The sequence below is a fragment of the Sneathia vaginalis genome (genome assembly GCF_000973085.1).
Taxonomy (GTDB): domain Bacteria; phylum Fusobacteriota; class Fusobacteriia; order Fusobacteriales; family Leptotrichiaceae; genus Sneathia; species Sneathia vaginalis.
Genome location: NZ_CP011280.1, coordinates 122,575 through 137,604, shown reverse-complemented (window position 1 = coordinate 137,604; position 15,030 = coordinate 122,575). Strand labels below are relative to the sequence as shown.

General features: G+C 27.3%; 14 protein-coding genes and 1 tRNA gene. All 15 read right to left on the bottom strand.

Going from position 1 to position 15,030, the window contains the following annotated elements; all coding sequences use genetic code 11:
- Positions 1-2: 2 nt before the first annotated feature.
- A complete protein-coding gene (gene murC, locus VC03_RS00705) occupies positions 3-1,358 on the bottom strand; it encodes a UDP-N-acetylmuramate--L-alanine ligase (RefSeq protein ID WP_046328217.1) in 1,356 nt (451 codons plus the stop codon).
- Complete coding sequence (gene murG / locus VC03_RS00700) at positions 1,355-2,410, bottom strand: undecaprenyldiphospho-muramoylpentapeptide beta-N-acetylglucosaminyltransferase (RefSeq protein ID WP_046328216.1); 1,056 nt, start codon at positions 2,408-2,410, stop codon at positions 1,355-1,357. The genes murC and murG overlap by 4 nt, the downstream gene beginning before the upstream one ends.
- A 1-nt stretch (position 2,411) precedes the next feature.
- On the bottom strand, positions 2,412-3,521 hold the full coding sequence (locus VC03_RS06500; RefSeq protein ID WP_052727639.1) for an FtsW/RodA/SpoVE family cell cycle protein: 1,110 nt from the start codon (positions 3,519-3,521) through the stop codon (positions 2,412-2,414).
- A complete protein-coding gene (gene murD / locus VC03_RS00690) occupies positions 3,514-4,764 on the bottom strand; it encodes a UDP-N-acetylmuramoyl-L-alanine--D-glutamate ligase (protein ID WP_046328215.1) in 1,251 nt (416 codons plus the stop codon). Before murD ends, VC03_RS06500 begins: the two co-directional genes overlap by 8 nt.
- Positions 4,765-4,775: 11 nt before the next feature.
- Positions 4,776-5,864 carry a phospho-N-acetylmuramoyl-pentapeptide-transferase gene (mraY, locus tag VC03_RS00685; protein WP_046328214.1) on the bottom strand — a complete coding sequence of 363 codons (1,089 nt, stop codon included), beginning with the start codon at positions 5,862-5,864 and terminating at the stop codon, positions 4,776-4,778.
- Entirely contained in the window at positions 5,864-7,081 is a 1,218-nt protein-coding gene (locus VC03_RS00680; protein WP_046328213.1) for a UDP-N-acetylmuramoyl-tripeptide--D-alanyl-D-alanine ligase, read from the bottom strand. The genes mraY and VC03_RS00680 overlap by 1 nt, the downstream gene beginning before the upstream one ends.
- A gap of 2 nt (positions 7,082-7,083) precedes the next feature.
- Positions 7,084-8,019 (bottom strand): Mbeg1-like protein, encoded by a 936-nt coding sequence (locus VC03_RS00675; RefSeq protein ID WP_046328212.1) that lies wholly within the window; start codon positions 8,017-8,019, stop codon positions 7,084-7,086.
- Positions 8,020-8,069: 50 nt separating this feature from the next.
- Positions 8,070-8,579, bottom strand: a complete 510-nt coding sequence (locus tag VC03_RS00670) for a hypothetical protein (RefSeq protein ID WP_046328211.1) — start codon at positions 8,577-8,579, stop codon at positions 8,070-8,072.
- Complete coding sequence (locus VC03_RS00665; RefSeq protein WP_046328210.1) at positions 8,551-9,942, bottom strand: coproporphyrinogen III oxidase; 1,392 nt, start codon at positions 9,940-9,942, stop codon at positions 8,551-8,553. The genes VC03_RS00670 and VC03_RS00665 overlap by 29 nt, the downstream gene beginning before the upstream one ends.
- 6 nt (positions 9,943-9,948) lie before the next feature.
- Positions 9,949-10,725: an undecaprenyl-diphosphate phosphatase gene (locus tag VC03_RS00660; protein WP_046328209.1), complete on the bottom strand. Its 777-nt coding sequence runs from the start codon at positions 10,723-10,725 to the stop codon at positions 9,949-9,951.
- 23 nt (positions 10,726-10,748) lie between these two features.
- Entirely contained in the window at positions 10,749-11,462 is a 714-nt protein-coding gene (locus VC03_RS00655) for an ATP-binding cassette domain-containing protein (protein WP_046328208.1), read from the bottom strand.
- Entirely contained in the window at positions 11,443-12,204 is a 762-nt protein-coding gene (locus VC03_RS00650) for an ABC transporter permease (protein ID WP_046328207.1), read from the bottom strand. The genes VC03_RS00655 and VC03_RS00650 overlap by 20 nt, the downstream gene beginning before the upstream one ends.
- Positions 12,201-13,121, bottom strand: coding sequence for an ABC transporter permease (locus VC03_RS00645; protein ID WP_046328206.1), 921 nt, complete (start codon positions 13,119-13,121; stop codon positions 12,201-12,203). Before VC03_RS00645 ends, VC03_RS00650 begins: the two co-directional genes overlap by 4 nt.
- Before the next feature lie 70 nt (positions 13,122-13,191).
- Positions 13,192-13,267: transfer RNA gene (locus VC03_RS00640), tRNA-Thr, on the bottom strand.
- Positions 13,268-13,499: 232 nt separating this feature from the next.
- A complete protein-coding gene (locus tag VC03_RS00635; protein WP_046328205.1) occupies positions 13,500-14,870 on the bottom strand; it encodes an ABC transporter substrate-binding protein in 1,371 nt (456 codons plus the stop codon).
- Positions 14,871-15,030 lie beyond the last annotated feature (160 nt).

The window sequence follows — 15,030 nt, the reverse complement described above, 5'->3', positions numbered from 1 at the left end:
TTTTACTCCTTAATTTTGTTTACTAGTCTATATGCAAACTTAGAAACTGTACCTGCTCCCATGAATATATATACATCTCCTGGTTCATAGTTTAAATATATATATTCCATAACTTCGTTAGGTAACATAACAGAAACATCTTTTTTACTATCAATTTCTTTTATCTTATTGCATAAGTCTTCTGAACTTATACCTGTAGTGTTTTCTTCGCTTGCTGCGTATATAGGCAATAAGATTATCTTATCAGCTAGAGACAATGATTTAGCAAAATCATTCATGAAAAACTTTGTTCTTGTATATCTATGTGGTTCAAATATTACAGTTAATTTACCTTTTTCATTAGTTCTTGCTGCTGTTATTGTCGCCTTAATTTCTGTTGGATGATGTGCATAATCATCTATAACTTTTATTTCATCATTATATATCACTTGATATCTTCTTTTAGCACCTGTAAAACTTGCTAATGTTTTTCTAACATATTCTAAATCTACACCATTAATTTCTGATAGATATATTACTGGCAAAGAGTTTTTTACATTATGTAAACCTGGTACTTTTAATGCAAATTCACCTAATGATTCTCCATTCATTATTACTTCATATTTAGTAATTCCATTATTTACTCTTATATTCTTAGCATAAATATCAGCACTTTCTTCAACACTATAGTATATTAGTTTATCCTTATATTCACTTAAATCAAGGCTCTTTATATTAGGACAATCTTTAGATAATATCACCTTTTCCTTTGTTTGTTCTATGAATTTTATAAATGAATGTTCTAAATTATTAAAGTTACCATGATGTTCTAAATGGTCTGGTTCAATGTTTGTTATTACTGAATATTTTGGATACAAATAAAGGAATGAATTATCACTTTCATCTGCTTCCATTACAAAGTATGAACTTTTTCCTAAATGACTATTACTATTTAAAGTAGGAATTATTCCCCCAACTACTACATATGGATCTTTACACATAAAGCATAAAGACATCATTGATGATGTAGTTGTCTTACCGTGAGTCCCTGCAACTGCTATACTGTTTTCAAATTTATTTGCAATATCTGCTAAAACTTGACCTCTTCTTTCCATCTTTATACCCTTGCTTTTAGCATAAATATATTCTGGATTTGTTGTTTTTATTGCTGTTGAGTATACATATAGGTCTGGATTAAAGTCTTCTATATTTTCTACTGTTTGTCCTATATGTACCTTTATACCTAAATCTTCCAATGATTTAGTAATATCTTTATATTCTAAATCAGAACCTTCTACTATTTCACCTTGTTCTTTTAAGATTTTAGCTATACCACTCATTCCTATTCCATTTATCCCACTAAAATATATTCTTCTCATTTATTGTCATCTTCCATTTCTTTTAATATATTATTTACTGCATTCCCTGTATTAAGTGTTTTAATATTTTCTCTCATAAAGTTTAACATTGAATCTTGTTCACATAATGATAATGCTTCTAGTATTGCACTTTTTGCACTCTCATTTGTATATGCCTTTGCTGCATCCACATATTCTAACATTTCAGCATTTTCCTTTTGTCCTACATAATCATACGGTATTAGTATAGAAGGCTTTTCTAATTGTAATAATTCAGATATTGTAGATGCTCCTGATCTACATATTACAAGATCAGATGCTGCCATTATTTCATAAACATTTTCAAAATATGGCATAACTATTATATTATTAAAATTCTTTATTCTAACTTGTACTTCTTTATATAGCTTCTCACCAGTAGACCAATATAGGGTAAAGTGTTCCTTTTCATTTATCTTATCTATATTAGATAATATCGCCTCATTTATGCTCTTAGCTCCTAGACTTCCACCCATAACTAGTATTACTCTATTTTCCTTAGGTATACTTAGAATATTTCTTGCATCTTCTTTTGTTATGTTATAGAACTCATGTCTTAAAGGATTCCCTGTAACTACGCACTTAGACTTGAATCTCTTTATTAAATCAAGACTATTGCCAAATGCTAAAAATACCTTCTTTGCAAAAAACATTCCATACTTATTTGCCTTACCCATTACTATATTTTGTTCCTGTAAGTATATATTTATTTTCAATAACTTTGCTGCTGTGATACTTGGTATAGAGATATAGTTTCCAAAACCTATTAGAGTATCAACATTTTCTTGTTTTAATATTTTCTTTATTTCAAATACTGCTTTAATACCTTTTAAAACAGATTTAATACTATTAAATGGTAGTATATCTAAACCATAAAACTTATACCCTGCTTTAGGAACTATTTCTTTTTCCATTCTATGACAAGTACCTATGAATATTACTTCATAGCCTCTTTTTTTCATTTCATTTGCTAGAGATAATGCTGGATATATATGACCTCCAGTCCCTCCAGTTGTAAATGCTATCTTCTTCATTTTACTGTCCTCTCTTAGTATATTCTATATTTATCGCCGAGAATAGAAGTCCCATACAAATTGCATTACTAATATATGAACTTCCTCCATAGCTTATAAATGGCAAAGTTATACCTGTTGATGGTGCACAATTTAAATTGATTGCTATATTCAATAAAGCTTGATTAGCTATTGAAAATGCAACTCCATATACTACATATCTATTAATTGATTCTTTCATTTTACTAGCGACATAAAACATTGTTGCACATAAGACGATAAACAGGATAATTATTAACAAAGCAAAGATTAATCCTCCTTCTTCGCATATGGAAGCGAAGATATAGTCATTATGTGCTTCAGGTAGATAGAAATATTTTTGATATCCATTACCTATACCTCTACCTAAAATACCTCCTGCTTTTACAGCATCTATTGCTGCTTTTACTTGTAGAGGCATACCTTTACCTGCAAAATTAGTTAAACGTGTCGTACTGTAGTCTCTTTTAAAAATTAGAACAATTACTCCTACAAAAAATCCCGAAAAGCCTATAGTAACTTTGACGTTTTCTCTAAATTTTGAAACAGCAAATATTAAATAACAAATTGCTGCTAATTGTATTGCTGATGTCTTAGACTTTTGTAATATTACTATAAAAACTGAAATTATTGTTATACCTGCCCAATAATAAAAAGTAAACTCTTCATCTCTTTTTCTTTTAAAACCATACATTATCTGTGATACTAACAATATTAAAATTGGCTTAACTAATTCAGAAGGCTGCATTTGAAATGACCCTATTCTTATCCATCTTCTAGCTCCATTTACTGAAACTCCTAGAAATATTGGTAAGATTAAGAATACCATTATTAATAAAGCCATAATAATTTCAACTTGTCTAATATACAAGAATTTTCTAATACTTTCATAACTATATGCCTTGTATGTAATACCTGCTAAAATTAGCCCTACAATTATATACTTGATATATGTTTGTAAATACGCAAACTTATTTCCTGTAGAATATTCTGCTTCTGGTTGTGTTACACTTCCTATAAATATTATACCTATTATTGATATAATACCTAAACATACTAGAATTGTAGTCAATACCTGCTTTCTATTAAACATTTTCTCCTCCGAAATACTTATGTACTAAGTTTTTAAAATGTTCTCCTCTTTTTTCAAAACTTGTGTATTGATCAAAACTTGCTGTTGCAGGAGATAATAATATATACTTTTCTCCCTTTAAAGGAAGATTTTCTTTAATATACTTAACTACACTTTCTAAATCTTTTAAGTCTATATATCTATTATATGAAGTTTTCTTAAATTCTTCTATATATAGATGAGCGTTCTCACCTATTAAATATACAAATGCATTCGCCTTATATATTGCTTCAAATAACTTTGTATTATCTATTTTCTTGTCTTGTCCACCACAGATTAGATACAGGTCTTTACCCATATATGTATCTATTGCTACAAGACTTGATTCTACATTAGTTCCTTTTGAGTCGTTTATAAAATACGTATCTTCTTTTTTGAAGAATTGTTCCATTCTATGTTCTAATGGTTTTGTTGTAGACAAGAAATCTTTAATAACCTTATCGCTTATTCCTATTATCTTGCTACAAGCAATAATGTTTAACATATTTTGCACGTTATGTTCACCATGTAAATTTGTTTTAAAATCTAATAAATCACGATAATCATTCATGTAGACTATTTTAGCTTTTGTGCCTTTAAATAATCTTTTAAATTCTTTATCTTCTTTGTTTATAACAGCAAAATCATTTTCATCTTGATTTTTAAATATATTCATTTTTGTCATATAGTATTCATCAACACTATTATATCTCAATAAATGATCTGGTGTTAAATTAGTTATTAATGCTATATATGGCTTTATTTGAGGATTATTTTCTAATTGATAACTGCTCATTTCTAGAACAATATAGTCATTATCATTGTGTTCTACAGCAATTTTTGCTAATGAGTGTCCCTCATTACCACCAACACTTGCCTTGTACCCTGCATAAACTAAAAGTTCATACAATTTTGTAACAGTTGTGGTCTTACCATTAGTACCTGTTATTGCAATTATTTTGCTTTTTTTGTTTATATATTTTAGTGCTAAATCTATTTCAGAAATTATCTTTATTCCATTTTTTATACAGTATTTTAAGTATTCATTATTCCATGATATTCCAGGACTTTTAACAACTACATCATCCTTATTTGTCATCTTCATAGCATCAACACTTTTAATACCATACTTATCGTCTACAACTATATGTTCTAGTCCTTTTTTTTCTAATAATTCTCGTGCACCTTTTCCACTAATTCCTAAACCAAATACCACGTATTTCATTTTACTACTTCCTATCTTATCTTAAGTATCATAAACGCTATAATACATGTGATTATAGTGACTATCCAAAATCTTATTGTTACCTTTGTTTCGGCTAAACCTCCCATTTCAAAGTGATGATGTATAGGAGCCATTCTAAATATTCTTTTCTTATACTTTCTGTAATATGTAACTTGTATCATTACTGATAAAGCTTCTACTATGAATATGAATCCTGCTATAGGTAATAATAATTCTTGCTTTAAAAATATCGCTATTATTCCTAATATACCACCTAAGGTTAATGAACCTGTATCTCCCATAAAGACTTGTGCTGGATAGAAATTAAACCATAAAAATCCTATTACTGCCCCTATTACTGATGATAGGTAAACAGCTATTTCTCCAGCTCCTTCGATATAGTAAATATTTAAGTATTGTGCCATTTCTTTATGACCTGAGAAATATGCAACCATTAAAAATATGATACTAACTATCATAATAGGCCCACTAACTAGTCCATCTAATCCATCAGTTAAATTAACTGCATTAGATGATCCTACTATAACTAAAATCATAAATACGAAAAACACTACAGGTGTTATATAAATATATGAGCATTTAATAAATGGATTGATTATAGAAAAATCTATAGTCTTATTAACTAATCCAAAAGTGAATATGAACACAAATGAGATTATAGTCATTATTATTTGCCCTGCTAATTTTTTCTTTGCTGACAACCCTTTTTTACTTCTAGTTAATTTTAAATAATCATCATAACCACCTATTGTTGTAAATAGTACAGTCATAACTATTAAAAAATTATTAAATTTATTTGTAAAATTACCTGTTATTAGCATTGATATTACTATTGAAAATATTATCATTATTCCACCCATTGTAGGTGTACCAGCTTTACTAAGATGTGTACTTGGTCCATCTTCTCTTATCTTATCGCCCATTTTCTTTTTACGTAAAAAATCAATGAATCTTTGTCCGAATATTAAGATTATAAATAGAGAAATAAAGAAAGCTATTGAGCCTCTTATAGCAATTGATTTAAAAACTCTTAATATACTTAAGTTATTTATGAAAAATAATTGAATAAAATACAGCACTACTTATCACTTCCTATAATTTCTTCTAGTTTCATACCTCTTGAACCTTTTAAAAATATTACAACATCACAAAGTTTGTCTAAATCTTTTTTTATTTCTTCTTTATCCATTGTATGTATGCATCTATCTGCATTCAAATGACTCATTAGTTTACCATATAGATAAACTTTTTCATAATCAATTTTATCTAATACATACTTTAAATCTTCATGATATTTTATTTCATTTTCACCTAATTCTAACATATCCCCTAAAACTAAGTATTTCTTCTTATTTTTAAATAGTTCATTAAGTGTTAAAAGTGAACTTTCAACAGATTTTGGTGCTGCATTATATGCGTCATTAATATATATATTTCCATTCTTTTTTATTATTTGAAATCTCATATCAGTTATTTTTATATCTTTTAGCTTATCTTCATCAAGCTTTACTTTCATTTGTTCTAAGACTTCTAATGTTAAGCATATATCTTGTGCATTGTGTTTACCATGTAAATTTGTTTCATAAGTTTTACCTTTAAATACAAAATGTGTATAAGTATCATTTGGTGTATACTTATCTAATTTAACTTTTATAACATTAGGTTTATCTAGTGTAGATAAAAACTCATCTTCACCATTTACTATGGTCATATATTTTGTGTGCTTTATTATTTCACACTTTGCATGAAATACATTCTCTCTTGTTTTTAAAAATTCTAAATGTGAATCCCCTATATTTGTTATTATACTATAATCAGGCTTAGCAATACTTGCTAATTCATCTATTTCACCTAATTTACTCATACCCATTTCAAGTACCAAATACTTTGAAGTTATAGGGCAATTTAGTATAGTTAGAGGCTCACCTATTAAATTATTATGATTACCTTCTGTTTTATATGAATTATCTAATAAATGTGCCAAAACATCTTTAACAGTTGTCTTACCATTACTACCTGTTATACCTATAACAGTAGCATCTAAATATTCTCTATATTCTCTTGCAAATTGTTTTATAAACTCTGAACTATCGTCTACTTTTAAACCTACTTCATATTTTCCATTATCATATATAGGAAAACATCCTTTTTGTATGGCTGTATTAACAAAATTATTTCCATTTCTTATTGCAATAAATATATCGCCTTTTTCTAACATTCTTGAGTCTATGCAAACTCTCCCACTAAAATTAAAGTCTGTCTTAATAATCTTTTTAAAAATCTCAGTCTTCGTCATGTCTATCTCTTTCTATTCTTTATTTTTGAAATAATAGAAGGTATTTCATTTATACTTTCTATTAAAGCTTCTTTTTCTTTTGAGCTTATACTTTCTTGTAATTTTTTTATAGACTTGCTCGCAGTCTTACTAATCTTAGTTTGATTAGTAGTATATGAAAAATCTTTACCTGATACATGCCATGAAAATACATCATGTTGCATCACAAAGAAATTATCACTATTTACAAACTTAACTTTTTCTTTTCTTTTTAAAAGTAAGCCTATAAATGATGATGTTGGGAGTATTGTATATATTTTATTTAAAATTTTATTATATCCTTCTTCTTCTAAGACTTCATCTAAAAATCCTGGTCCATCAAAGTTATATATACTTTTTATCCTATTTCTATTTTTATCATCAGTATATATACCTGCATAAATTGCAATATTTCCACCCTTTGAGTGCCCACCTAGTATAAATAGAGAATTATCATACTTTTTTGCAATATTATTAAAATACTTTAGTGCTTCTTTTTGTGCTGGAATATTTTTATACGACATATCTAAGTCTTCCTTTATTCCAACAAAACTTCTATCTGTACCTTTAAATGAAATATATTTTGAAAACCCTAAATCTATTACTAAAGCTCCAAATTGCTTTGATTCATCCTTACTTACACTCTCCACACAGTCAGAAAGTTCTAAGTCTAAAAATCTATTGCTTTTAGACAGAAAATTGACAAATTTCTTGTCGTTTGCCACATCAACAAAAAATTCATCTCTAAAACATTTTAATATATTTAGTAATTTTTTTAGTTTCATTTTTTCATTTGTATTTATTATCTTATGCATAGGTAGATATGATAATCTTGCTAATACTAAACTATCTACAGGATTAAAATTATCTTCAGTCAATTTTTCTTTATTTGATGAAATATATTCAAAAATTGTTTTCATATTATCACTCCACAAATTACCATTGTATATTATATCATAAGTATCAAATTTTAAAAAGTGATTGCACCTTTTATATTTTCTACATCTTTTCCTATAACTTCTTTTAATTCTATCATATTATTTAAAGTTTTATTAGCTATTTTTTTTATACTTTGTTTATTTAGTCCTAAATATCTTAACTCTAACTCAGATGCTTTATTAATATTATGTACTTTATATGAAATATTTGAATCTTTAAATACACTTTCTAATTTTTTTATATCAGAATCTGTAAATCTTGGTATAGCTTTTAAATCACAAACTTTTTTTATACCTCCCATATATTCCTTATATTCCATTATCTTGTCCATCTTTTTTTTAGATATATCAATGTCCTTTATATCCTCATATGAAATATCATTTATCTCTTTTTTTACATCCTTTTTTCCATATGTCTTATACGTCACATCCTCATTTATTTCAACATGTGGCTCATCAATATCCCTATTTATTCTAGGTAAATATTCAGATACCAATATCACTAAAATTATACTAAATACTGCTAGTAAAATTTTTTTCATAAAATTTCTTTATCTCCTCTTTTTTCTTTTTTATTCTTTCCCTATATTCAATAACATACACCAATGGATCTTTTGGTGCTGTTATCCTTGTTATGTTATTTTTATCTATTAATTTGGTATATGATCCTGCTCCAACAGAAAAGATATTCTTATTCTCCTCTATTATATCTATGTTATATCTTGACTGATAACCTTTCTTACAAAAACCTATATTCTCTTCCTCCCTATAGCTTTGCTTTTGACGGTAGATATAGTAGGGGAGATAATTGTATTCTTTAGCAAATGAATATATATTCTTGTATACCCTATCCATATCGACATTTTCACTAAAAAACTTGCTTTTTGAAAGATAACTTGTCTTTTTTAGTGCTAGTGAATGTATAGTAATATTTTGTGCCTTATATGACTTCATCTTTTCTATTGTATTCAACATATCTTCTGTACTTTCATTAGGTAGGCCCATGATATAGTCCATATTTATGCAAAAGCCTTTATTGTATGCCAGATTATATATCTCATCTAACTTTTCCTGACTATGATATCTATTTACTTTTTTTAAAGTTTCTTCCTTGAAACTTTGAGGATTAATGCTTATTCTATCAACACAATATTTTTTTAATATATCTAACTTTTTCTCATCTAGTGTATCAATTCTACCAGCTTCAAATGTAAACTCTTTAATGGTACTAAAATCTACATTATTATGTAATGTAGATAATAGGGTTTCTAATTCACTATAATTTAAAAAACTAGGTGTACCACCACCTATATATATTTCACCAACTTTTAGCCTAAGTTCCTTTATTAAACTAGTCATTTCCTTTACTTCATCTATTATTGTTAAAAAATATTCATCATACTTTTTTTCATACTTTCCTTTTTTTAGGTATGCTGGAAATGAACAATAAGTGCACTTTGTAGGGCAAAATGCAAGACCAACATATAGAGAAATTGTAGACTTATCTATGTATCCCCTATCATTTTTTATTATATCAAACACTAAATCTATTTTTTCTTTTTTTACAAGATACACTAAACTTAGTATATTTCTTATCTTTTCTTCACTATGACCTTCTTCTAGCATTTTATTCACTAGCTTTGTAGGTCTAACACCAACTAAAACACCCCAATTAAGTTTCTTATTATATTTTTTTAATAATAGAGCTTTATACATAGCATATCTTTGCCTATCATAGTCAAAAAGAATTGGTAGCTTAAATTCAAGTTCCCCTGTTTTTAAAGATATGCTATCTTTTGTACTTTTTTCATCAATATATACCTTGTCAGTATTATCTTTAAAATTTGTGTAAATAAACTCTATGAATCTTTTATTGTCTATTTCTTTATTACTTATTATTTCCATATATTCCTATCTAAATATTAGGATTATAGCAACAACTATACCTAGTATTATTCTGTAATATCCAAATATTTTAAAGTTATGCTTCTTTATATATTCCATAAATATTGCAATAAATATATATGCAAACACAAATGAAAGTATGAAACCTAGAACTATTAGACCTATTTCTCCATAACTTAATGCCTTTATTTTAAGTAGCTTTAATACTGTTGCCCCTAACATAGTTGGTATTGCTAAGAAAAATGAAAATTCAGTAGCTGCTATTCTTGATACACCTATTAACATACCACCCATTATAGTGGCAGCTGATCTTGATGTACCTGGTATCATTGCTAAACATTGGAATAAGCCTATGTATAGTGCTTTTTTATAGCTAATATCTCTTAATCTTCTTATATCTTTTTTCTTTCCTATTTGTTCTAGGAATATCAATATTATCCCGTAGATAATAAGCATGGCAACTACTACATATGGATTAAATAACTTTTGTTCTATAAAGTCATCTAATGCTAGACCTATTACAACGGCTGGTATCATAGCTACTATTATCTTAGACCATAGAGGTATACTTATGGGGAATATTTTCTTTCTAAAGTAGATTATAACAGATAAAATTGCACCCAATTGTATTATTATTTCAAATGAATTTACAAAGTTCTTATTACTTGATAATTGCAAAAAATGTTCTACTAGTATCATGTGTCCTGTACTACTAACTGGTATAAACTCAGTTAATCCTTCTATAAAGCTTAATACTATTACTTTCATTATTTGTCCAAACATTTATTTCCTCTTTTCTAATATTATTAATCAATATATTTATTTGCTAATTCAACTAATCTTTTTGTATACTCTTGCTTAGGATTTTCAAAAAGTTCTTTTGTCGTATTTTTTTCTATAATTTCTCCCTTATACATCACATAAATTCTATCAACAAAGTTTCTCATAGTATTTACCTCATGTGATATATATATTATTGAGGTTTTACCTCTTATCTTATTTAATAAGCTTAAGACTTCATTTTTAGTATCTGTATCTAGTGCTGTTGTTACCTCGTCAGCTATTAATATACTAGGATCTCCTATTAATGCTCCAGCTATTGCTAACCTTTGTCTTTCTCCACCACTACACTCAAAAGAATACTTTTTTAAAAAATCTTTTTTATCTAATCCTACTTTTTTAAATATCTCTGATATTTTAGCATCAAATCCATCTATAGTATTATAATGTGACTTGTATAAATGTTTTAATTGCCTACCAAGTCTAACTGTTGGATTAAAAACTATAAATGCATTCTGAAATATTGCACCTACACTAACTTTTTTTACATACTCATCATAAGTTACTATAGCTTTTTCTGGTAAAATATTAAGTATGAACTTAGTAGTTAATGTCTTACCGCTACCTGATTCTCCTAATATTCCTATGACTTCATTTTTCCCTACGCTAATACTTATATCTTTTAATAAATGTTCACCATCTATAGTGACATTTAGATTTTTAATTTTTAATTCTTCCATTCTTCTTCCTCAATGTTATATTATTAACCTTATACACTATATACACTATCATTAAACCTGGGAATATTGTAAACCAAGGTGCAACTAAGAAGTATGACTGTGAACTATTAAGCATATTACCTAATGTGGGTATTGTAGGATCTATACCTATACCTAAAAAGCCTAAACTTGCTTCTGTTAGTATTGCTTTTGAAAAATTAATCTCAAAATTAAGTAGTATATATTTTTTTATATTCGGAAATATATGTCGCACTATTATTCTAAAACTCTTAACTCCATATGTTTTAGCAGCCAATATATATTCCTTGTCCTTTTCTTTTATTATCAGCCCACGTGCATAATTGGTAATTGAGGGTAAGTATATTACTAGTATTGCAAATATTAATGACTTAAAGCCTGCTCCAAGTAATACTACTATTGTTATTACCACCAATATAGAGGGTATTGATAAAAGAATATCTATTGCCATTTCTACAACATTATCAACTACGCCTCCAAAATACCCTGATAAAAAGCCTAATAAGTTCCCTATTATACTAGATAGTACTACGGCTATTAGTACTATCATAATAGTATTAACTGTCCCTATTAGTAACCTTGTAAATATATCTCTACCAAGATTATCTGTACCTAATAGATGTAATAGACTAGGTCTTGCTAATATGTGTAAATTATCTATCTTAAAAGGATTTCTAATAAAGAATAAAAGAATTAATGGTATTATGTATTTTATCTTTTTCATTTTTTATCCTCCATAGAAATTCTTTTATCCAAGACTCCATATAGGATGTCTACAACAATATTTATCACTACAACAGCAGATGATGTGTATATTATTAATGCCTGAAGTAGAGGAATATCTCTTGTATATACTGAGATTAATAATAGTCTTCCTATACCTGGTATAGAAAATATCTGTTCTATTATTACAACCCCCGTTAGTATGTCTATAACCATTAAACCTATTAAAGGTAAGACTGGTAATATGGCATTTTTTAATACATAAAAATTTAAATATTTCATATTCATACCATTAGAGTACAAGTACTTTATATATTCCTGTCTTATTTCGTGGTATAGGTTCTTTTTTAGGTTGTATGTTATTTGCCCAATCTTAGGAACTGCAATAATACAACATGGTATTATTAAAGAAAATATATTATCATCATAACTTAAACCACCTAATTTAAGTAAAACACTAAATACATATATTACAAGTATTGCTAGCCAAAAAGATGGTATAGAAATACTTAGTGCTAGTAATTTGTTATACTTTTTCATTTTCCCCTTATTTTTTATCTTGTTTAACATAAACGCAAGTGGTATAGAAATTAAAAAAATGATTATGACACTAATTATTGTTATTAATATGGTTAATGGTAATTTTTCTAAAACTAAGTCTTTTACAGGTATTTGTGATTTTAAGGATACTCCAAAATCACCAACTGCTATTTTTTTTAGCCAAATTATATATCTCTTAAATACTGGCAAATCTAAATTAAACGCCTTTCTAAACGCATTTATTCTATCTTGCGACGCATCTACACCAAGTATTACTGTTTCAGGCTTACCTGGTATTAGTGATATTAAAAAGAAAGATATAGTGGTTATGATATAAATATTGAATATACCCTTCACTATTTTTTTTATATAATACATCTCAAGCCTCTTTCTATATATTCATATGACCATATTATACAATATTTTTAAATACTTAACCACAAAAAAATGGTGCCGCTTATCGGAATCGAACCAATCACCTACTGATTACAAGTCAGTTGCTCTACCAAATGAGCTAAAGCGGCATCATCTAAGATAAGTATACAAAATGTTTATTTTTTTGTCAATATTATGTCCAAAAAATGTCCACAATGATGTCCAAAATATGTCCCTAATAAAAATTGCAAAATGCCTAATATATATTAGAATATTAGCTCTTGCACATGAAAAATGTCCCCAAAGATGTCCAAATTATATCCAAAAATATGTCCCCAAAGATAAAAAAATGCAACGCAAAATTTCACGTTGCATTTTTTCTTATTCTATAACTAACTTTGAGAAATCTATAAATGATATTGTATATGGTGTGAATCCTTTTATGTTTTTGTCACACACAACAAGATTTGTTGGATCTAATATGAATACACTTGCTGATTCATTTAATAAGATGTTCCATGCTTTATTGTACATTTCATTTCTCTTATTAATATCTAATGTTACCTTAGCTTCTTTTACTAAATTATCGTATTCACTATCATTAAAGTTCAAGAAATCTTTCTTGTAAGTTGATGTATATCTTCTATAAACAGCATCTTTATCTAACTTACCTGTAAATCCTATTAGAGTTAATTCATAGTTTCTGTTAGTATACACATCTTGTAACCAACTAGCCCATTCTATTGGAACTATATTTACATCTGCACCAGCCTTAGCTAATTGTTGTTTAACAACTTGTGCTGTATCAGTGTACATTCTGTTGTTAGTTGGAACTTTTAATTCGAACTTCATTCCTTTCAATGTACTTGTGTCACCAGTTCTATCTTTATCTAATAGTTTTCCTAATCCTTTAAATACACTCTTATTTATTTCATCTCTATTAACAGCAATATTTAAAGCTTCCCTTATATTCTTATCATACTTCTTATTATTTATACCTAATATGAATAGCATATTTCTAGGTGTCTTTATTACTGTTTTATCCTTTATTTCATCTAATCTTTTTGAATCTACTGTATAGATAAAGTTTAATTCTCCACTTAAGTACTTCATAAAGACTGTATCTGAATTTGGCATAATACTTATTTTTACTGTCTTTACATTAGGTTTTTCTCCCCAATACTTATCGAATGCTTTAAATACAAGTTTTTGTTCCCTCTTATATGTATCAACATAATATGGACCTGTACCTATAGCTTTTTTATCTATTGTATTATATGTTTGTTCATCTACTATAGGAGTTATTAGATAATAAATTAATGATGCATCTTTTTTCTCTAGTTGTAGTATAACCTTATTACCTTCCAACTTTATTTCTTTAATATTTTTAAATGAAGGTTGTAATTCTAATTCTTTCATTTTTTTCAAAGAAAATACAACATCACTTGGTGTTAATTTTGTATTATTATGAAAATACACATTATCACGTATGTCAAATGTATATGTTAGTCCATCACTAGAGATATTATAGCTTTTAGCAATTGCTGGTTTTACTTCACCATCTGGCGTTTGTTTTACTAAACCTTCATAAACATTAAACATTACTTCTTCAGTTGAACTTCCAACAAATTTATATGGATTTAAGCTGTCAATATCTACAAGCATTGCTGTTTTTATAGTTTTACCATCCCCAAAATTAGAACATGCTAAAAAAAGTGGTAAAAACAAAATTAAAAATAGACGTTTCATCATTTTTTTATCCTCCCTTTACTTTTTGGTACTGTAAAGTATACAGCCCCTTTTTTATTTATATAATTTAATTTATATATTGTTTTTATTTTTAGATAGCTATTTTTTTATTTGCTAATTTTTAAGTATATTTTCATATGTTTTTTCATTCATTACTTTCCAT

Coding starts and splice junctions, on each gene's coding strand:
- murD (WP_046328215.1), bottom strand. CDS start 4,764: ATGAAATACGTGGTATTTGGTTTAGGAATTAGTGGAAAAGGTGCACGA.
- VC03_RS00670 (WP_046328211.1), bottom strand. CDS start 8,579: ATGAAAAAAATTTTACTAGCAGTATTTAGTATAATTTTAGTGATATTG.
- murC (WP_046328217.1), bottom strand. CDS start 1,358: ATGAGAAGAATATATTTTAGTGGGATAAATGGAATAGGAATGAGTGGT.
- murG (WP_046328216.1), bottom strand. CDS start 2,410: ATGAAGAAGATAGCATTTACAACTGGAGGGACTGGAGGTCATATATAT.
- VC03_RS00645 (WP_046328206.1), bottom strand. CDS start 13,121: ATGTATTATATAAAAAAAATAGTGAAGGGTATATTCAATATTTATATC.
- VC03_RS06500 (WP_052727639.1), bottom strand. CDS start 3,521: ATGTTTAATAGAAAGCAGGTATTGACTACAATTCTAGTATGTTTAGGT.
- VC03_RS00650 (WP_046328207.1), bottom strand. CDS start 12,204: ATGAAAAAGATAAAATACATAATACCATTAATTCTTTTATTCTTTATT.
- VC03_RS00635 (WP_046328205.1), bottom strand. CDS start 14,870: ATGATGAAACGTCTATTTTTAATTTTGTTTTTACCACTTTTTTTAGCA.
- VC03_RS00660 (WP_046328209.1), bottom strand. CDS start 10,725: ATGTTTGGACAAATAATGAAAGTAATAGTATTAAGCTTTATAGAAGGA.
- VC03_RS00680 (WP_046328213.1), bottom strand. CDS start 7,081: ATGACGAAGACTGAGATTTTTAAAAAGATTATTAAGACAGACTTTAAT.
- VC03_RS00655 (WP_046328208.1), bottom strand. CDS start 11,462: ATGGAAGAATTAAAAATTAAAAATCTAAATGTCACTATAGATGGTGAA.
- VC03_RS00665 (WP_046328210.1), bottom strand. CDS start 9,942: ATGGAAATAATAAGTAATAAAGAAATAGACAATAAAAGATTCATAGAG.
- VC03_RS00675 (WP_046328212.1), bottom strand. CDS start 8,019: ATGAAAACAATTTTTGAATATATTTCATCAAATAAAGAAAAATTGACT.